The organism is Streptomyces sp. NPDC057682 (assembly GCF_042799575.1).
GTDB lineage: Bacteria > Actinomycetota > Actinomycetes > Streptomycetales > Streptomycetaceae > Streptomyces.
Genome location: NZ_JBHVIN010000001.1, coordinates 168,719 through 187,751 on the forward strand (window position 1 = coordinate 168,719; position 19,033 = coordinate 187,751).

The 19,033-nt window shown below is 73.7% G+C and carries 17 protein-coding genes; 10 read left to right on the plus strand and 7 right to left on the minus strand.

Annotation, left to right across the window (positions count from 1 at the left end; genetic code table 11):
• Positions 1–42 precede the first annotated feature (42 nt).
• Both ACFVDM_RS00800 and ACFVDM_RS00805 read left to right on the plus strand, forming a co-directional pair.
• Positions 43–2,037 (plus strand): NAD-binding protein, encoded by a 1,995-nt coding sequence (locus ACFVDM_RS00800; RefSeq protein ID WP_383631033.1) that lies wholly within the window; start codon positions 43–45, stop codon positions 2,035–2,037.
• 70 nt (positions 2,038–2,107) lie between these two features.
• On the plus strand, positions 2,108–2,746 hold the full coding sequence (locus tag ACFVDM_RS00805; RefSeq protein WP_383631036.1) for an exonuclease domain-containing protein: 639 nt from the start codon (positions 2,108–2,110) through the stop codon (positions 2,744–2,746).
• On the opposite strand, the gene trpS is transcribed toward ACFVDM_RS00805, so the two are convergent.
• Both trpS and ACFVDM_RS00815 read right to left on the minus strand, forming a co-directional pair.
• A complete protein-coding gene (trpS, locus tag ACFVDM_RS00810) occupies positions 2,743–3,792 on the minus strand; it encodes a tryptophan--tRNA ligase (RefSeq protein WP_383631039.1) in 1,050 nt (349 codons plus the stop codon). The two genes, ACFVDM_RS00805 and trpS, sit on opposite strands and share 4 nt — an antisense overlap.
• Positions 3,793–4,041: 249 nt before the next feature.
• On the minus strand, positions 4,042–4,218 hold the full coding sequence (locus ACFVDM_RS00815; RefSeq protein ID WP_383632103.1) for a DUF6126 family protein: 177 nt from the start codon (positions 4,216–4,218) through the stop codon (positions 4,042–4,044).
• Between the two features lie 152 nt (positions 4,219–4,370).
• Between ACFVDM_RS00815 and ACFVDM_RS00820 the strand changes: the two genes are divergently transcribed.
• The 4 genes from ACFVDM_RS00820 (at position 4,371) to ACFVDM_RS00835 (ending at position 8,487) form a co-directional block, all read left to right on the plus strand.
• Complete coding sequence (locus ACFVDM_RS00820; protein ID WP_383631041.1) at positions 4,371–6,071, plus strand: SulP family inorganic anion transporter; 1,701 nt, start codon at positions 4,371–4,373, stop codon at positions 6,069–6,071.
• Positions 6,072–6,206: 135 nt separating this feature from the next.
• The gene (locus tag ACFVDM_RS00825) at positions 6,207–7,292 is read left to right on the plus strand and encodes an LLM class flavin-dependent oxidoreductase (RefSeq protein ID WP_383631044.1); all 1,086 of its coding nucleotides are present in this window, start codon (positions 6,207–6,209) and stop codon (positions 7,290–7,292) included.
• Positions 7,293–7,295: 3 nt separating this feature from the next.
• Positions 7,296–7,949, plus strand: a complete 654-nt coding sequence (locus ACFVDM_RS00830; protein ID WP_383631047.1) for an FMN reductase — start codon at positions 7,296–7,298, stop codon at positions 7,947–7,949.
• Positions 7,950–8,064: 115 nt separating this feature from the next.
• On the plus strand, positions 8,065–8,487 hold the full coding sequence (locus ACFVDM_RS00835) for a universal stress protein (RefSeq protein ID WP_383632106.1): 423 nt from the start codon (positions 8,065–8,067) through the stop codon (positions 8,485–8,487).
• A gap of 85 nt (positions 8,488–8,572) precedes the next feature.
• Here ACFVDM_RS00835 and ACFVDM_RS00840 read toward each other — a convergent pair whose 3' ends face one another.
• Positions 8,573–8,971, minus strand: coding sequence for a hypothetical protein (locus ACFVDM_RS00840; RefSeq protein WP_383631050.1), 399 nt, complete (start codon positions 8,969–8,971; stop codon positions 8,573–8,575).
• A 121-nt stretch (positions 8,972–9,092) separates the two neighbouring features.
• On the opposite strand from ACFVDM_RS00840, the gene ACFVDM_RS00845 reads away from it, so the two are divergent.
• The 3 genes from ACFVDM_RS00845 to ACFVDM_RS00855 all read left to right on the plus strand — a co-directional run bounded on the left by ACFVDM_RS00845 (position 9,093) and on the right by ACFVDM_RS00855 (position 13,119).
• Entirely contained in the window at positions 9,093–10,013 is a 921-nt protein-coding gene (locus tag ACFVDM_RS00845) for a hypothetical protein (protein ID WP_383631053.1), read from the plus strand.
• A gap of 79 nt (positions 10,014–10,092) precedes the next feature.
• Positions 10,093–11,034 carry an NADP-dependent oxidoreductase gene (locus ACFVDM_RS00850; RefSeq protein ID WP_383632109.1) on the plus strand — a complete coding sequence of 314 codons (942 nt, stop codon included), beginning with the start codon at positions 10,093–10,095 and terminating at the stop codon, positions 11,032–11,034.
• Between the two features lie 120 nt (positions 11,035–11,154).
• The gene (locus tag ACFVDM_RS00855) at positions 11,155–13,119 is read left to right on the plus strand and encodes an FUSC family protein (RefSeq protein WP_383631056.1); all 1,965 of its coding nucleotides are present in this window, start codon (positions 11,155–11,157) and stop codon (positions 13,117–13,119) included.
• Positions 13,120–13,126: 7 nt separating this feature from the next.
• Here the strand turns inward: ACFVDM_RS00855 and ACFVDM_RS00860 are convergent, their stop codons facing one another.
• Together ACFVDM_RS00860 and ACFVDM_RS00865 are read right to left on the minus strand one after the other, a co-directional pair.
• On the minus strand, positions 13,127–13,531 hold the full coding sequence (locus ACFVDM_RS00860) for an RNA-binding S4 domain-containing protein (RefSeq protein ID WP_383631059.1): 405 nt from the start codon (positions 13,529–13,531) through the stop codon (positions 13,127–13,129).
• Between the two features lie 72 nt (positions 13,532–13,603).
• Positions 13,604–15,265 (minus strand): hypothetical protein, encoded by a 1,662-nt coding sequence (locus ACFVDM_RS00865; RefSeq protein ID WP_383631062.1) that lies wholly within the window; start codon positions 15,263–15,265, stop codon positions 13,604–13,606.
• A 358-nt stretch (positions 15,266–15,623) separates the two neighbouring features.
• On the opposite strand from ACFVDM_RS00865, the gene ACFVDM_RS00870 reads away from it, so the two are divergent.
• Entirely contained in the window at positions 15,624–17,144 is a 1,521-nt protein-coding gene (locus ACFVDM_RS00870) for a VWA domain-containing protein (RefSeq protein WP_383631065.1), read from the plus strand.
• Here ACFVDM_RS00870 and ACFVDM_RS00875 read toward each other — a convergent pair.
• Entirely contained in the window at positions 17,078–18,286 is a 1,209-nt protein-coding gene (locus ACFVDM_RS00875) for a sensor histidine kinase (protein ID WP_383631068.1), read from the minus strand. The genes ACFVDM_RS00870 and ACFVDM_RS00875 overlap by 67 nt on opposite strands.
• A complete protein-coding gene (locus ACFVDM_RS00880; RefSeq protein ID WP_383632112.1) occupies positions 18,283–18,936 on the minus strand; it encodes a response regulator transcription factor in 654 nt (217 codons plus the stop codon). The genes ACFVDM_RS00875 and ACFVDM_RS00880 overlap by 4 nt, the downstream gene beginning before the upstream one ends.
• Positions 18,937–19,033: the final 97 nt, after the last annotated feature.

Sequence of the window (19,033 nt, forward strand, 5' to 3'; positions counted from 1 at the left end):
CGGGGACCGCCGACCGTTCCGCCCACGCGAAAGGACCAGGGCATGCTGGGACACGTGCCTCCACTTCCGCAGCAGCCCCAACGCTCCCCGTTCTCCGGCCACATGGTCGTCTGCGGCGACGACGCGCTCGCCCAGCGGCTCGCGGTCGAGCTGCGGTACGTCTACGGGGAGCGGGTCACCCTGGTCGTGCCGCCGGAGCCCGGCCGACGGGACCGCCCGGAACTGCCGCTGACCGGACGCGGCCGGGCCGCCGCGCTGTTCGGCCGGATGTCGTCCGCGATGAACCGCTCCGGAAGTTTCGGCAACGGCGGCGGGAACGGGGACAACGACACCAACGCCGGGGTGGAGGCGGTCCGGATCCTCCAGGCCGCGGAGCCGTCCGACGAGGCCTTCGAGGAGGCGGGCGTCGACTCGGCCGCCGCCCTGGCCCTCGTCTACGACGACGACGAGCGCAACATCCGGGCCGCGCTCACCGCCCGACGGCTCAACCCCCGTGTCCGGCTGGTGATCCGGCTCTACAACCGCAAGCTGGGCCAGCATCTGGAGAACCTGCTCGACCAGGCCGCCGCCGTCGCCTCGCCCGGCATCGACCAGACCGTGCTGGACGCCTCCACCACGGTCCTGTCCGACGCGGACACCGCCGCGCCCGCGCTGGCGGCGACCGCGCTCGCCGGTTCCAGCAAGGTCATCCAGGCGGAGGGCCTGCTGCTGAGGGCCGCCGAGCGCACCCCGCCGCCCGGCGGCCAGGTCGCCGACCCGGGCCTGTGCACCCTGGCCCTGCTCTCCTCCACGACCCACGACCCGGCCGGCGCGGAGGGCTCCGACAGCAGCGGCGAGGAGGGCCCCCGACTGCTGCCCGACCAGGCGCAGGTGGCCGCCGCGACCGGGCGCGGGACCGTGGTCCTGGAGGCCGTCAGCCAGGCCGGACCGGCCGGGCGGCGGCGCCGGATGCGGGGGCGGGGCGCGCCGCTGAGCCAGGTGTTCTCGCGCCGGCTGCGCTGGTCGGCGCTGGGGGTGGGCACGGCCGTGCTGGGCCTGGCGGTGGCGTCCACGTTCACCACCGGGGACGATCCGCTGCACGCCGCCTATCTCACCCTGCTCGACCTGTTCGCGATGGGCGATCCGGCGATCGGCGACCCGACCGCCCGCCAGATCATCCAGCTGCTCTCCGGGGTGGCGGGGCTGATGCTGCTCCCGCTGCTGGTGGCCGGGGTGCTGGAGGCCTTCGGCTCGCTGCGGACGGCCTCGTCGCTGCGCCGCCCGCCGCGCGGACTCTCCGGGCACGTGGTGCTGCTGGGACTGGGCAAGATCGGCACCCGGGTCCTGGTGCAACTGCGCGAACTGGGCATCCCCGTGGTGTGCGTGGAGGACGACCCGGACGCGCGCGGCATTCCGGTGGCGCGGCGGCTGCACGTGCCGGTGGTCATCGGGGACGTCACCCAGGAGGGCGTCCTGGAGGCGGCGAAGATCCAGCGCTCGCGCGCGCTGCTGGCCCTGACCAGCGTCGACACCACCAATCTGGAGGCCGCGCTGTACGCGCGCTCGGTCAAGCCGGATCTGCGGGTGACGCTGCGGCTGTTCGACGACGAGTTCGCCACCGCCGTCTACCGCACCCTGCGCACCGCCCATCCGCAGGCTCTGACCCGCTCCCGCTCGGTCTCCCATCTGGCGGCGCCCTCCTTCGCCGTGGCGATGATGGGCCGGCAGATCCTGGGCGCGGTGCCGGTGGAGCGCAAGGTGATGCTGTTCGCCGCGGTCGAGGTCGCGGGACATCCGCAGCTGGAGGGCCGGACGGTCGAGCAGGCGTTCCGGGCCGGGGCCTGGCGGGTGCTGGCCCTGGACGTGGCCCCGCCCGCCGACCGCCGCCCCGATCTGTCGCCGCAGCCGCCCGGTACGGCCCAGGAATCCCCGGGCGGCCTCGTCTGGAACCTGCACCCGGGCTATGTCCTCCAGCCCACCGACCGGGTCGTCATCGCGGCGACCCGGCGCGGTCTCGCCGAACTGCTGCGCAGACGCGCCTCGCTGACCCGGCACTGACGGCGGCGGGCCGGTCGGGCCCCCGAAATGGGGATGCCCGGCCCGTGTCCCGCCTCCTACGCTGCCCCGCATGGACATGGACAGCGGCCCGGGGGACCTCCTCAACGTCGTGGACATCGAGGCCACCTGCTGGGACGGCCAACCGCCGCCCGGTGCGGTGAGCGAGATCATCGAGATCGGGCTGACCGTCGTGGATCTGCGGGCCGGTGCGCGGCTCGCCCGCCACCGCGTCCTGGTCCGGCCCGCCCGCTCCTCCGTCAGCGCCTTCTGCACCGGGCTGACCGGCCTCACCCCGGCGGAGGTGGCCACCGGCGTCCCCTTCGCCGAGGCCTGCCGGCTGCTGGCGGCCGAGCACGGGGCCGGGGTCCGGCCCTGGGCGAGCTGGGGCGACTACGACCGCAAGCAGTTCGAGCGCCAGTGCCGCGCGACCGGCACCCCGTATCCGTTCGGCCGCCGCCACACCAACGCCAAGATCCCCTTCACCGCCGCCCACGGGCTGCGCAAACGCCCCGGCATGGCCGAGGCACTGCGCGTCGCGGGGCTGCCCCTGGAGGGCCGCCACCACAGCGGCGCGGACGACGCGTGGAACATCGCCGCCCTGATCCTGGACCTGGCGGCCCGGGACGCCTGGCCCCGTCCGGAGCCCGACCCGGCGGAGACGTCCCCGACCGGGACCTTCCCGGCGGACACGTCCCCGACCGGTTCCTAGACCAGCCCGCCCATCGCCTCCCGCACCTCCTTCAGCGTGGCCTCCGCGTACGCGTTCGCGCGGGCGTTGCCGGCCCGGAGCACGGACCGTACGTACCCCATGTCCCGGGCCAGTTCGGCGCGGCGGGCCCGCATCGGGGCCAGCCGGGTGTTGACGGCCTCGGTGACGGTCCGTTTGAGCGCCGCCGCGCCGCCGTTCCCGATCTCCTCGGCCACCGCGTGCGGGGTGCGGTCCAGGCAGAGGGCGGCGAGCAGGAGCAGTCCGGACACCCCGGGGCGGCGGGCGGGGTCGTAGGTGATGTGCCGCTCCGCGTCCGTGGTCGCCCTTCTGATCAGCCGGGCGGTCTCGTCCGCGTCGGCGCCGAGCGGAATCGAGTTGCCCCGGCTCTTGCTCATCTTCGTGCCGTCGGTGCCCAGCAGCAGCGGTGCCTCGGAGAGCAGCGCCTCGGGTTCCGGGAAGACCGGTCCGTACCGTTCGTCGAACCGCCGGGCGATCGTGCGGGTGAGCTCCAGATGGGGCAGCTGGTCCTGGCCGACCGGCACCAGATTGCCCTTGCAGAAGAGGATGTCGGCCGCCTGGTGGACCGGATAGGTGTACATCAGCCCGCTGACGGAGGCCTGCCGGGAGTGGGTGATCTCGTCCTTGACCGTGGGGTTGCGGCCGAGTTCGGCGACCGAGACCAGGCTGAGGAAGGGCAGCATCAGCTGGTTGAGCGCGGGGACGGCGCTGTGGTGGAAGACCACCGAGCGCTCCGGATCGATCCCGGCCGCCAGATAGTCGAGCAGCAGGCCCTCCGTGTTCTCGGTGAGCCGCTCGGCGGTGTCCCGGTCGGTGAGCACCTGGTAGTCGGCGACCAGGACGAACACCTCCACCCCGAGTTCCTGGAGCCGCACCCGGTTGTGCAGGGTGCCGAAGTAGTGGCCGAGGTGCAGGGCCCCGGTGGGCCGGTCTCCGGTCATCACCCGGAAGCGTGCGGGGTCGCGCCGGACACGCTCGTCGAGCGGGGCGGTGTCCGGGACGGTGTCCGGGGCGTGGGTCGTGGTCATGGCGGGTCTCTCCTCGCGGTGGCGGATGCGGGGAGGACGGCCCTTCCGGCTCGGAGCCGTACCGGAAGAAGACATGGAGAAGGGCCGTCCTTTCGAACGGCCCTGGTCCCGTGCTGAAGAGGTGGCCGCTCCTAGGAGGAGCGCCACCAGCGACGGCAGGGGAGGAAGGTCATGGGCCCAGCATAGGGGCGGGTGCGGGGGCGGTGCGGCCGATTTCCACGGCGGGTGCGCGGGGCGGGGCGGCTCCGCCTACTTCTTCGCGTGCTCGCCCACGTAGAAGAGGATCCAGATGAACCCGGCGAACAGGTGCGTGGCGAAGACGTAGACGCCGACGCGCAGGGCGACGCCGCGCTCCTTCCAGCGTTCGGTGCCGCCGGCGGCGCGGGTGTCGTCGGCGGCACGGGGGGTGTCCGCAGCACGGGGGATGTCCGCGCCCGTCGTTCCGGTGCCGCTCATGGTCCGCCTCCGTCCGGTGGGGCCCGTGCGGCCACCGCTCTCCAGGGTACGCACCGCGGGGCGGGCGGGCGGGCGGAGCGACGAGGTGCGGGACTCACCCGACCGGGTTCTACTGGGGTGCCATGAGCGAGGCGGGCAGGAAACCGGGGCTGGGGCGGCCCACACCCTCCGATGTGTCGGCCGGTCTGGTCACGGGGCTCTTCTCCATCCCCGAGGGCATGGCCTACGCGGCGATCGGCGGTTTCAGTCCGGTCAGCGGCATCTACGCGGGCGTCGTGCCCACGATCCTCGGCTCGTTCTTCGCCCGTACCGTGCTGATGGTCACCACCCTGACCTCGGCCATCGCGCTGACCTCGCAGAGCGTGCTGTCGGGGGCGGATCTGGATCCCCTGGACGCGGGGAACATCGCGACCGTCTCCGTGCTCGCGGGGCTGGTCATGGTGGTGCTGGGGCTGCTGCGGCTCGGGGCGGTGATGAGCTTCGTCTCGAACGCGGTGATGACCGGGTTCTCGACGGGGATCGCCCTGCAGATCATCACCGGCTCGCTGGACGACGCCACCGGCTACAAGCCACGTGGCCACAACCGCCTCACCCAGGTGGGCGACTGGCTCGTGCACATCGGCGACTGGAGGCTCACCACCACCCTGACCGCCCTGGTGACGGTCGCCGTCTGGGCACTGGTCCGGCTGGTGCGGCGGCTGGAACCGGTGGCGATCCTGATCGCGCTGGTCGCGGTCGGCCTCGGCGTCGGGCTGCTCTCCGTCGATGTGAAGCTGGCCCGGGACATCGCGCACATCCCGGCCTCGCTGCCGCACTTCACCGCCCCCGACCTGTCCACGGTCGGCACGCTGCTGCCCGGGGCCTTCGCCGTGGCGCTGGTCGCGCTCGCCCAGGCGGCCTCGATCGGCCCGACGGTCCGCAACCCCGACGGCTCGAAGTCGTCCGTGGACGGCGACTTCGTCGCCCAGGGTCTGGGCAACATCGGCGGCGGCCTCTTCGGCGCGCTGCCCGCCGGCGGCTCGATGTCGCGGACCGGGGTCGCCGTGAGCGCGGGGGCCCGCACCCGGTGGACGGGGATCTTCGCCGGGGTGTGGCTGGCGCTGCTGGTGCTCACGCTGGGCTCGCTGGCCGAGCGGATCCCGATGCCCGTCATCGGCGGGCTGATCATCGTGATCGGCTGCGAGCTGATCTGGGGCCGCCGCAAGGACATCCTGCTGGTGGTCCGTACGTCCCCGCTGCCGGCCGCCGCGATGGTGGTCACCTTCGTCGCCACCACCCAGCTCCCGCTCCAGCAGGCGATCGTGATCGGGGCGCTGCTCTCGCTGCTGCTGTACTGCGTGCAGGCGGCCCGGCAGAGCGGGCTGCGCGGTCTGGAGCGCGGCCCCGGCCCCGGCAGCTGGCGGTTCACCGATCCGCCCGACCGGGTCGGACCGGGTGAGGTGCGGGTCCTCTTCTACGGCGGGGCGAGCCTGTTCGCCGAGGCGCCCCGGATCGACGCCCAGTGGCCCGATGTGTCGCGGGCGCGCGGCTCGGCGGTCGTCCTGACGCTGCGCACCGCCCCGGAGGTGCCTTCCTCGGCGGTGGTGAAGCTGCTGAGCCGGTACGCGGAGGAGTTGGAGGCGCACGGCGGGCGGCTCTATCTGGCGGGCGTCCAGCCCCGGCTGCTGGCGGTGCTGCGGCGCACCGGGCTCACCGCGGAGCTGGGCGACGACCGGGTGGTGCCCGCCCGGGAGGAGATCTTCGGGGCGCAGGACGAGGCGGTGGAGCGGGCCGAGCGCTGGGTGGCGGAACGGCGCGCGGCGGATGCGGACGCGCCGGAATAGGACGGCGGGGCACTCCGTTGTAGGGTGTGTCCAGATAGTTCAACGTTCAACAACAAGGGATCGGCCACCCGGCCGTCCCCGGCTTCGGTCACAACGACTTCGGCCACAGCGGCGAGCACCAAGGAGGCGGGCGCCATGCAGTTCGGGATCTTCACCGTCGGAGACGTCACCACCGACCCGACGACCGGGCGGACCCCCACCGAGAACGAGCGGATCAAGGCGACCCTGGCCATCGCGCAGAAGGCCGAGGAGGTCGGACTCGACGTCTTCGCGACCGGCGAGCACCACAACCCGCCGTTCGTCCCGTCCTCGCCGACCACCACCCTCGGCTACATCGCCGCCCGCACCGAGCGGCTGATCCTCTCCACCTCGACGACCCTGATCACCACCAACGACCCGGTGAAGATCGCCGAGGACTACGCCACGCTCCAGCACCTCGCGGACGGCCGCGTCGACCTGATGATGGGCCGCGGCAACACCGGACCGGTCTACCCCTGGTTCGGCAAGGACATCCGCCAGGGCATCCCGCTCGCCATCGAGAACTACGCCCTGCTGCACCGGCTGTGGCGCGAGGACGTCGTCGACTGGGAGGGCAAGTTCCGCACCCCGCTCCAGTCCTTCACCGCGACCCCCCGCCCGCTGGACGGCGTCCCGCCGTTCGTCTGGCACGGCTCCATCCGCTCCCCGGAGATCGCCGAGCAGGCCGCGTACTACGGCGACGGCTTCTTCCACAACAACATCTTCTGGCCCATGGAGCACACGAAGAAGATGGTCCAGCTCTACCGGCAGCGCTACGCGCACTACGGCCACGGCACGGCCGAGCAGGCGATCGTCGGCCTCGGCGGCCAGGTGTTCATGCGCAAGAACTCCCAGGACGCGGTACGGGAGTTCCGCCCGTACTTCGACAACGCGCCGGTCTACGGGCACGGCCCCTCGATGGAGGACTTCACCCGGCAGACCCCGCTGACCGTCGGCTCCCCGCAGGAGGTCATCGAGCGGACCCTGTCCTTCCGGGACGCCGTGGGCGACTACCAGCGCCAGCTGTTCCTGATGGACCACGCCGGGCTGCCGCTCAAGACCGTCCTTGAGCAGCTCGACCTGCTCGGCGAGGAGGTCGTCCCGGTGCTGCGCAAGGAGTTCGCCGCGCTGCGGCCGGCCGGGGTCCCCGAGTCCGCGCCGCTCCACCCGGCCGTCACCGCCACCACCCCGAAGGAGAGCTGAACCGTGTTCGCCACCGAACCGCTGAGGATCGTCGCCGTCTCGGCCGGGCTGAGCAACCCCTCCTCGACCCGGCTGCTCGCCGACCGGCTGGCCGCCGCGACCCGGGAACGGCTGGAGGCCGACCAGGACCGGGCCGTCGAGGTCCGGGTGATCGAACTGCGCGACCTGGCCCACGACATCGCGTCCCACCTGGTCAGCGGTTTCCCCCCGGAGACCCTGGCCGAGGCGATCGCGGCCGTGACCGGGGCCGACGGGCTGATCGCGGTCTCGCCGGTCTTCACCGCCTCGTACAGCGGACTGTTCAAGTCGTTCTTCGACCTCGTCGAGAACACCGCGCTGACCGGCAAGCCGGTGGTCGTCGCCGCGACCGGCGGCACGGCCCGCCACTCGCTGGTGCTGGAGCACGCGATGCGCCCGCTCTTCGCCTATCTGCGGGCGGTCACGCTGCCGACGTCCGTGTACGCCGCCTCGGAGGACTGGGGCGCCTCGGGCGACGACTACACCGAAGGCCTGCCGGCCCGGATCCGGCGCGCGGGCGGCGAGCTGGCGCGGGCGGTCTCCGGCGGCGGGGCGGTCTCCGGCGCCTCCAAGGCCCCGGGCCTGGACGACGAGGTGATCCCCTTCGAGCAGCAGCTGGCCGGGCTCCGGCCGGCCTGATCACCCCGAACACTGTGGTTTTGTCCGTTTTGACTACAGTGAGTCGGGAAGGCGCGTGGTGCGGGTGTCCGCACCACGCCCGCACATGCGAGCCACAACCGAGCTGGAGGCAGAGATGGGCAGGATCGTGGTGGGCGTGGACGGCTCCGAGTCGTCGATCAAGGCGCTGCACTGGGCCGTGCGCCAGGCGGAGCTGACCGGGGACACGGTCGAGGCCGTCAACAGCTGGGAGTACCCGACGACGAGCTGGGCGTCGATGATGCCGGGCATGCCGGAGGACTTCGACCCGCAGGCCGTCGCCACGGTCTCGCTCAACGAGGCCCTGGAGGAGGCCCTCGGCGCGGAGGGCGCCGCCGCCGTCACCAAGGTCATCGTGATCGGCAACCCCGCGCAGGCCCTCCTCGACCGGGCCAAGGGCGCCAACCTGCTGGTCGTGGGGGCGCGCGGCTACAGCGGCTTCAAGGCCACGCTGCTGGGCTCGGTCAGTCTGCACGTCACCCAGCACGCGCCCTGCCCGGTGACCGTCGTCCGCGACTGACATCCGCCTCCGGTCCCCGGCACGCGTCCGGCCCGCGTCCCCGCGGGGGCACGGGCCGGACGCGCGGACGCGGTCGCGGGAGGGCTCAGTCCTCCCGCGTGTAGAACATGTAGTACGAAGCCAGCAGCATCGCCGCTCCCGTCAGCAGCCCCAGCACCGAGGCCGCCAGCACGCTCTTGCCGGACAGGCTGTACAGGAAGCCGATCGAGCCGCCGAACAGCGCGCCGTAGGCACCCGCGCTCAGTTCCCGCGGCAGACGCCTCTGCACCCGGCCGAGCCCGAAGCAGAGCACCGCGAGCACGGCGCCCGAGACCAGGCCGAGCGCGAGCTGCGTACCGGTGAGCACCCCGCCGCCGCGGACGATGGAGGTGGCGTACCAGCCGAGGATCACCCCGAGGGTGACGGGCACCGCCCAGCTGAGCGTCGAACGGTGCCGGGGACGCGCGTGCGCTCCGCGCGCCGGCACCGAAGCATGTGTGGCCATGGCTGAGAGCTCCTTCCGTCGCCCCCGCTTTCCCTCCAGGGCACACCCGGCCGGGTCCCCCGGCAACTCGGATGGACTACGGCCCCCGGCACGCCCCGGGCATCCGGGATTCCCTGGTGGGGTGCGGACCTACTTCTCGGCGGTGCTCTCGGCGGCCTTCCTGGTGCTGCTCGCCGTCCTGGTGCCGCTGAGCGCGCTCTCCGCCTGGGTCGATCTGGAGATCGACGACACCGACCGGTACGTGGCGGCGGTGGCGCCGCTGGCCTCCGACCCCGATGTGCGGAACACGGTCGCGGATCTGATCACCGACGAGGCGATGAAGCAGATCGACGTGGGCCCGCTCCAGGACCCCGTCCGCGACTTCCTCCACCAGGCCGTCGAGTCCTTCACCACCACCGAGGCCTTCCAGGCCGCGTGGAACGCCGCCAACCGCACCGCCCACGAGGCCGTCACCGCCGCGCTCGACGGACAGACCGGCGAGAGCGTCACCATCGATCTGGCGCCCGTCACCGAGAAGGTGCGGCAGAACCTCGTCGACAACGGGGTCCCCTTCGCCGACCAGATCCCCGTCGAGCACACCGACATCCGGCTCATCTCCGCCGACCGCGCCGACCAACTGCGCCAGAGCTTCCGCTGGCTGCGCGCCGCCAGTGTGTGGCCGGCCGTCGGCACCCTGGTGCTCACCCTGCTCGGTCTCGTGACGGCATGGCTGCGCGGCGGACCGGCCCGGCGCGGCCGGGTCCGCGCCCTGCTCGCCGCCACCGCCGTCGCCGGGGCCGGCTACGCGCTGGGCGCGCTGGTGCTGCGCGGGGCCCTCGCCCTGGCCCGCGACCGGATCCTCGCGGAGGTGAACGGCACCGAACGGGACGCGGCGGCGGCCGTCTACGACGCGCTGACCGCCTCGCTGCGCACCACGGTGTGGATCGTCCTCGGCGTCGGACTGGCCTGCGCGGTCTGCGCGCTGGCGACCCGGATCCGGTACGGGCCGACGCCCCCCGCCCCGGCCGCCCCCGCCTCCTCGACCGCGCCGGCCGGGGCCTGACACCGCCGAGGTGCGCACCGGACCCGGCCGGGCAACAGTGGAGGAGGTGACTGCCGGGGGCGACTGGAAGGTCTTCCGCATGCGCGCCATCGCCGTGAGCACGCCCAGCGCCGATCCCGCCCTCGTCGAACTCCCCAAACCCGATCCGGCCCGGGGCGAGGTCCGGGTGCGCGTCGAGTACGCCGCGCTCAACCCGCCCGACCGCGAGCCGCCCGGCCACCGCCCGCCGCCCGCCCCTCCCCTGGTCGTCGGGGTGGACTACGCGGGCCGGGTGGACATGATCGGCCCGGGGGACAACCGCTTCCGGGTCGGCGACCACGTCTTCGGCCGGTCCGGCGGACCGGCGGCGGGCGCGGGCACCTACAGCGACTACGTGTGCGTCCCCCAGGACTCCGCGATCGCCCTCGTCCCGCGCGGGCTCGACGCCCGCATCGCGGCCGCGCTGCCGTCCGCAGGGATGGCCGCCGCGCAGATCCTGGAGGCGGTGGCGCCGCGCGGCCACGAGAGCCTGCTGGTGGTGGGCGCGGCGGGCGGCGTCGGCAGCTGCCTCACCCAGCTCGCCCGCGCCCGCGATGTCCGGGTGATCGCCGTGGTGCGCGGGGACGAACGGGCCAGGATGGGTTCGCTGGGCGCCGCCGTCACCGTCGACACCACCCGGGGCGGGGTCGCCGGGGCGATCCGGGAGGCCTGCCCGGACGGGGTGGACGCGCTGGTCGACCTGGCCTCCGCGACGCCCGCCGCGTTCGCCGCGTACGCCGCGACGGTCCGGCCCGGCGGCATCGCGCTCTCCACCCGGGGCGTCGCGGCCTCCGCCGAAGGGGTCCGGCCCGTCGATTTCCGCCTCGAACCGAACCCGGTCCTGCTCGGCGTCCTGGCCGCGGGGGCCGCCGAGGGCGTGCTGCGCGTCCCCATCGAGGCCGAACTCCCGCTGGCGGAGGCCCCGCGGGAGCTGGGCCGGGGGCGGAGCGGCGGGGCACGCGGCAAGACCGTCTTCGTCCTGCGGGAACATGGGACCTGCTGAACGCGGGATCCGGTGCCCACGGACCCGTTGAACGCGGGACCCGCGGCACACGGGTCCACCGCGGACAGGACCTGCGGCACACGGGACCGCCGCACACGGAGCACGGACGAGGGGGATGCGGTGACCACCGGGGCCGAGGGAACGCCGTCCACCACCCCGGCGCAGCGCCGGGGCACGCCGCCGGTCTGGCTGCGCTACGGACTGCGCCCCCGCCCCACCCCCGTGCCCTGGGCCGCCGTCGGCCGCGCCGCCGTCGCCCTGGCCGCCCCGCTCGCCGTCGGCTTCGCCGCGGACCGGCCGGTCTACGGGGCGCTGGTCTCCATGGGCGCGCTCTCCGGGGTCATCGGCGACACGGCCGACGCGTACCGGATGCGGGTCCTCAACATCGCCGTGCCGCAGGTGTTCGGCGCCCTCGGCATCATGACCGGCACCCTGGTGTACGGGACGGGCTGGACGGCCGTCCTGGTGCTCACGCTCATCGGCCTGGTCTCCGGGATGATGTCGACGATCGGCGCGGTCGCCTCCGTGTCCGGTCTGCTGCTCCTGCTCAACGCGGTGGTCGGCGCGGGTCTGCCGATGCCGGACCCGTGGTGGGTGGCCCCGCTGCTGCTGACCGTGGGCGGGCTGTTCGTCCTGGCCCTCACGCTGCTGGCCTGGCCGCTGCGGAGCAAACGTCCCGAGCGGGCCGCCGTCGTGTCCACCTATCTGGCGGTCGCCGATCTGCTGGCCGCCGCGGGCGGCCCGGCGTACGAGAAGAAGCGGCAGGCGGTCACCGAGTCCCTGAACACCTCGTACGACCTGATCCTCGCCCACCGCAGCCGCTACCACGGCCGCAGCGGCACGGGGGTCCGGCTGCTCTCCCAGCTCAACGTGGTGATCCCGCTGGTCGAGGCCGCGCCCGCCGTGCATGTGCGCGGGATCCGGCTGCCGGACGCGATCCCGGCGGCCGTGCGCGCCCTGGCCGCGGACATGGCCGCCGGCCGCACCGGAGGCGGCGAACCCGACCTGCCCGCCCCGGGCTCGCCCGCCACCCGGGCCGTGGACGGCGCCCTGCGGCACGCCGCCGTGGTCGTCCACAAGACCGACCCCGACCCGTTCAACGTCGACGACCGGCTGGGCCGGCCGGCCGCGCTCGGTGTCCGGATCCGGCGCGCCACCCGCACGGTGCTGCTCTCGGGGACGTCCTGGCGGTACGGGCTGCGCCTCGCGCTCTGCATCGGGTTGGCCCAGGCGCTGACGTCGCTGATCGCCGTGCCCCGCTCGTACTGGGTGGCGCTCACCGTCACCTTCGTCCTCAAGCCGGACTTCGGTTCGGTGTTCTCCCGCGCGGTGCTGCGCGCCGTGGGCACGGCGGCCGGGCTCGTCGTCGCGGCCCCGGTGCTCGCGGAGGTGCCGATCGGGTGGTGGGACGTGCCGGTGATGATGGTGCTCGCGGCGCTGATCCCGGCGCTCACCGCGAAGGGCTACGCCTTCCAGACGGCGGCCGTCACCCCGGTCATCCTGCTGCTGTCGGACCTGCTCAACCACCAGGGCGTCGACCTGGTCTGGCCGCGGCTGCTGGACAGCCTGATCGGCTGCGCGATCGTGCTGGTGGCCGGATATCTGCTCTGGCCGGAGAGCTGGCACACCCGGATCGGGCACCGGCTGGCCGACGCGGTGGCGGACACCGCCGGCTATGTCGCGTACGCCTTCGAACCGGGCGGCGACAAGGCGGAACGGGTCCGGGCCCGGCGCCGTCTCTACCGTGATCTGTCGTCCGTGCGCTCCGAGTTCCAGCGTGCCCTGACCGAACCGCCGCCCACCGGACCGCGCGCCGCCGCCTGGTGGCCGCTGGTGGTGGCCGTGGAACGCATCGTGGACGCCACGACCGCCGCACGGGTCCGCGTCGACCACGGGGCACCGGAACCGGAACCGGCGGAGGTGTCCGCGGTCGCCACCCAGTTGCGCGAACTGGCCGAGGGGCTGCGGGCCAGCGAGGTCCTGGTGGAGGTGCGCGCCGAACTCCCCGGGGACGAGCAGGGGGTGCTGGCGCCGCTGCGCCAGGAGGTGGCGGCGGCGCGGGCGATCGCCTCGCCCGCGCCGTAGCGGGCGGTCAGTCGGCGGGGCCTCCGCCGCCCCTCAGCCGGTCCATCTCGCGGCGGTCCCGCTTGGTCGGCCGGCCCGCGCCCCGGTCCCGTACCGGAATCTGGATCGCGGCCTCGCGGGGCGGCGGGGGCGGGCTGTTGTCGATGAAGCACTCGGCGGCGGCCGGCGGCCCCACCCGCTTCTTGACGATCTTCGACACCACGACGATCCGGTCCCGGCCCGCGTGCCGCAGCCGTACCTCGTCCCCGACGCGCACCGCCTGGGCGGGCTTGGCCCGTTCGCCGGCGACCTTCACATGTCCGGCGCGGCAGGCGGCGGCCGCCTGTGCGCGGGTCTTCGTGAGCCGGACCGACCAGATCCAGACATCGACCCGCACACTGCCCGCCGCCTGCGGCGCCTCACCGGAAACCATGGCCCCGACTGTAGTGCGGGCCGGCGGCCTCCGGTGAGCGGCGGGCGGCCGTCAGCCGTCAGCCGTCAGCCGTCAGCCGAAGGAGGAGACCACGTCCGCCATCGGGTAGCTGTACACCTCACGGGCACAGGCGGAGCAGTCGGCGGTGGTGGCGTGCTCGCTCAGCGACCAGAGCCTCGGCGGCAGGTTGTCGCCGCGCCCGTGGGCGAGGTACAGGTCCTCGGGTCCGATGGTCGACTTCAGCGTCTTCGTGTTGCCGACGAGCCGGGCGGCTCCGTCGACGGTGCCCACGGTGGCCTGGAGCAGCAGGCCGTGGGAGGAGGCGTTGCTGCGGTGGAAGTACCAGGAGCCCTCGTAGCGCATCGCGCCCTGGAACTTGTGCCACAGTGCCTCGCCGTTGAACGTGGCGCCGACCGGAAGCCCGTACGCCTCGTCGGCGCTCACGGCGGTGCCGGTCGCGCCCTCGACCGCGGCGGCGAGCGAGGCCATCGGGTAGGTGGCGACCCGGCCGGGGTCACCGCCGTTGTTGGTGTTGCAGTACTCCCCGATGATCATGTGGTCGGTGCCGGTACGGTCCAGCGAGAGGTACGAGGCCTTCGGGCGGCCGGTGTTGTAGCACTGGTTGCCGGAGGTCGGGCCGCCGTTCTTGGCGGCGGTGAAGTTCACCGTGGCGACCTGCGGCATCACATAGCGGTAGCCGTACGCGTACCAGACGTTGCTCTGCCGGCCGATCCGCTTCTTGTCCTGGACGTCGCTGACGAGCCCGTCCGGGGTCGGGTCGTTGACGGCCGCGTCGTTGTCCGGGTTGAGGTCCAGGATCCGGCGGAAGTCGAAGACCCGCATGCCGTTGGCGGTGTCGGCGACGTACAGGTAGTTGCCGTACCAGACCATGCCGCCCGCGTGGATGCCGTTCTGCGCGGCGCAGCTCGGGGTGACGGTGGAGGTGCAGCTGCCCTCGGAGGCGTGCAGGGCGTCGAAGGAGATGTGGTCCTTGGAGTTCATGTACGGCCAGGCCAGCAGGACATGGCGGTACATCCGGGTCTTCTGGTTGAAGAAGGTGACCCGGACGCCCTTCTCGTTGCAGGCGTCGGACGCGGAGGCCTGGAGGCAGTTGTCTCGGCCGGAGGCGTAGTCGCTGCGGCCCGGGTTCTTCGCGTCGTACCCGGCCACGGCGACGGGCTCGGCGTCCGACGTGCCCCAGTCCTCGTCCTCCTGGGCGTCCGAAACGCCCGAAATGGCCTGCGGCACCCACTCGGTGGAGGTGGCGTCGTCGGACTTCCAGCAGAAGCGCTGGTCGGCGGTGAGGTCGGGGCCGTAGACGGTGGCCGCGCCGCAGCCGGGCGAATCGCGGTTGGCCTGGGTCATCAACTCGGTGAGGCCCTGGCTCGGAAGGCTCGCCGTCAGCTTCGCGACCAGCCCGGACAGATCCGCGCCCTTGGCCAGGGCGAAGTCGGCGGGCCGGCCGGGCGCCGGAGCGGCCGCCGCCAGCGCTCCTCGACTCGCCGCGGCGGTGCCGGGTCCGGCCGAATCGTCCTGCTCGCCCTCGGGTTCGTCGTCGAACCCGTCGTCGGGCATGCTCTCGTGATCCGGTACGGGGTCGTCGGCGGCCGGGGCCGCGGCGGCCGGGCCGGCGGCGGGAGCCGAGGCGTGGGCGGCCGGCACCAGGCCGGAAAGCATCGCCCCGGCCGCCGCGGCACAGGCCGCGAGCCGTATTCGGCGGGATGGGTTCCGCATGGGAGAGCCCTTCTTGTCGCACATGGGAGGACCAAAGAAATCGGTGTGCCTGACTGATCGTCAGACACACCGTTCGATCACGCTAGCAACAGGAACGAGCACCTTGCGGCAGACAACGGACACATGTCGACGACACCCACAAGGTCCGCACACCACCCGCACAGGACTCGGTCCGGAATCGGTCCGGAGTCGGTCAGGGATCGGTCCGGGATCGGTTGCGGCTCGGTTCCCCCGCAGGGCGGGCCGCACCACCGGAGGGCCGGATCCGGCCGCTAACCTTACGTATCCGCCCTGGCCAGGGATCAATTCCCGCAGTACGGACATTCATCGCACCCAACTCATGCGAAAGGCCTCGCCCATGGGCATTCGGAGCTTGCTGCGCAAGGTGTTCGGCCGTGACCGCACGGAGCAGGACGAGCCGACGACGGCCACGGTCCCGTCCCAGAGCGAGCGCACCCTGGCCACGGAGCCGGAGTCCGCGGGCGCGCCGGAGCCGGCGGACGAGGCCGCTTCCGAGCCCGCCCCGGCCGCGGCCCGGGCCACGGTGCCCGCGCCCGCGTCGCCGGAGCGCTCCACGTCATCGCGGGACGCGGCATCCGACCTGGTGGCCGCCGCCTTCGACAACCCGGCCGCCCCCGCCCCGAAGCCCGCCCCCACGGTCCCGGCCCAGACCGAGCGCACGTCGGCGCCGGAGACCACGGAGCCGGAGGCCGCCTCGAAGGCCGCTGAGCCGGAGACTGCTGACGCTGCGGAGCCGGAGGCCGCGAAGGCTGCTGAGCCGGAGACTGTTGAGGCAGCGGAGGCCACGGAAGTGGCCGAGGTCGCGGAGGCTGCTGAGACCGGCGACACGGCCGAGACTGCGGCGGTCACTGAGGCCGGCAACACGGCCGAGACCGCCGAGACCACCGAGACCACGGTGGAAGCGGAGGCCTCGGGGAAGCCCGAGGCCGACGACAAGCCCGAGGCCGAGGCGAAGCCGAAGCCGACCGAGGCCGAGCCGGCTGCCGCCGCCGAAGAACCCGCCGCAGAGCCCGCCGCCGAGGAACCCGCCCCCGCCACCGAGCCCGAGGCCACCGCCCCGGAACCGGAGCCGACGCCGGCCACCACCCCGGAGCCGGAACCGGCCCCCGCCGAGGCGCCCGCCCCGGCCGCCACCACCGAGGCCCCCGCGCCCGCCGCCCCCGCCGGCAAGTCCGCGCTCACGCCGGCCAAGGTCAAGGCGCGCGCGCCCGAGCTGGCCGGGATGTACAAGGCCGCCCAGGCCGGGCTGAAGGCCCACGGCCTGACCGGTACGCGGGCCGCCGTCTACCTGGTGCTCGACCGCTCCGGCTCGATGCGCCCGTTCTACAAGGACGGCAGCGCCCAGCACCTGGGCGACCGCACGATGGCCCTGGCCGCGCACCTCGACGAGGCCGCCACCGTCCAGGTCGTGTTCTTCTCGACCGACATCGACGGCACCGGCACGGTGGAGCTGGACAGCCACGCGGGCCGGATCGACGAGCTGAACGCCGGCCTCGGCCGCCTCGGCCGGACGAACTACCACCGCGCCGTCGAGGAGGTCGTCTCGCACTACGAGGCGTCCGGACGGACCGGCCCGGCGCTGGTCGTCTTCCAGACCGACGGCCCGCCGGACGTCAAGCAGGCCGCCCGCCAGGCGCTGACGGACGCGGCCCGGCTGCCGCTGTTCTTCCAGTTCGTCGCCTTCGGCGAGCAGGACGCCAAGGGCTTCGACTTCCTGCGGAAGCTGGACGCCCCGAACGCCGGCTTCTTCCACGCCGGCCCCGCGCCCCGCGAGGTCGCGGACGCCGCGTTCTACCGCGAGGTCCTGGCCGCCCCGGCCGCCTGGTTCGCCGCCCGCGAGCCCGACGCCGGCGCCTGACCGACCGGCAGGCGTACGGTCACGGCGAGCCCGCCCTGCGGGCCCGGCACCGCCGTGACCGTACCGCCGTGCGCGACCGCGATGGAGCGCACGATCGACAGGCCGAGCCCCGAGCCCGGCCCCATCCGGTCCCGCCCCTCACCGCGCCGGAACGGCTCGAAGAGCCCGGGGACGTCCGCCGCGTCCACCACCGGCCCGGTGTTGCGCACCTCCAGCAGCACCCCCGCGCCGACCTGCGTCAGGGACACCTCCACCCGCCCGCCGGGCACGTTGTACGTCGTCGCGTTGGCCACCAGATTGGCCACCAGCCGGGCCAGCAGCACCCGGTTCCCGCGCACCTCGCAGGGGGACGCGTCGACCGTCACACCCGGACGGCAGGCCGCCTCCTCCGCCACCACCCGCACCAGGTCCACGGCCTCCCGCTCGCTCTCGCCGAGCCCCCGCTCGCTGCGCGCGAGGAGCAGCAGCCCCTCGATGAGCCGTTCGCTGCGCCGGTTGTTGTCCAGCAGCGTCTGCCGGGTGCGGACCAGGTCCTCCGGGGTCGGGTCGTCCAGACCGATCTGGATCGCGGCCCGCTGGGTGGCCAGCGGGGTGCGCAGTTCGTGCGAGGCGTTGGCGATGAACCGCCGCTGCCCGTCGAAGGCCTTCTCCAGCCGGGCGAGCAGGGCGTCGAGGGTCTCGCCCAGCTCCTTCAGCTCGTCGTCGGGGCCCTGGGAGGCGATCCGCTCGTGGAGGGTGTGCGCGGAGAGCCGGCGGGCCTTGGCCGTCATCGCGTGCACGGGCCGCAGGACCCGCCCGGCGGTCCACCAGCCGACCGCGACCGCGCAGGCCGTCATCACCAGCAGCGCGGCGATCGACCAGTACAGGAGCTGGTCCCCGGCCGCGTCGCTGACGTGGTCGGTGAGGTCGTAGACGGTCGGTGGGCCGAGGCTGCGGCGGGTGACGAGGGGGCCGTTGACCGCGTAGCCGGGCTGGACGACGGCGGCGCTGCGGGCGATGGCGCGGGCCTGGGAGTCCGTTCCGGAGCGGGAGGCCAGATTGACGGTCGCGAGCAGCGCCGTACCGAGCACCAGGAAGACCCCGCCGTACACGAGCGCGATCCTGGTCCTGATGGTGAGGCGCGGCAGGGGCGGGCGCTTCACAGGGCGTACCCCACGCCCTGCACGGTGCGGATGACGTTCGGTTCGCCGAGCTTGGCGCGGAGCTTGCTCATGCAGACGCGGACGGCCCCGGTGAAGGGGTCGGCGTTGGCGTCCCAGGCCCGTTCCAGCAGTTCCTCGGCGCTGACCGTCCCGCCGTCGGCCTCCAGCAGCAGCTGGAGCACGGTGAACTCCTTCGGCGAGAGGTCCAGCTCGCGGCCGTCCCGGCTCGCGGTGCGGCGCACGGTGTCGAGCCGGATGCCGTGCCGGGCCAGCTGCGGCGGTACGGGGCGGGCGCTGCGCCGCCGCAGGGCGCGGACGCGGGAGACCAGCTCGGGGAACTCGAAGGGCTTGCCCAGGTAGTCGTCGGCGCCCAGGTCGAGGCCGGAGACCCGGTCCTCCATGCTGCCGGCGGCGGTGAGCATCAGGATCCTGGTGCGGGAGCCGGAGGCGACCAGCTGGCGGGCGACGTCGTCGCCGTGCACCCGGGGCAGATCGCGGTCCAGGACGACGACGTCGTAGTCGTGCAGGCCCAGGTAGGCCTGGGCGGCGTCGCCGCTGTACACGGTGTCGACGGCGAACCCGGCCCGTCGCAGCCCGGTGGCGACCAGCTCCGCCAGAATCTCCTCGTCCTCGGCGACCAGTACCCGCATCGTGATGTCCCCTGCCTCGTGCATGCGTGTCCACTCCCTCCCAGGATGCGTCTTTGCTACGGGAAGGGATGTTTCGCAAAGGTCTCCGTCCCCGGGG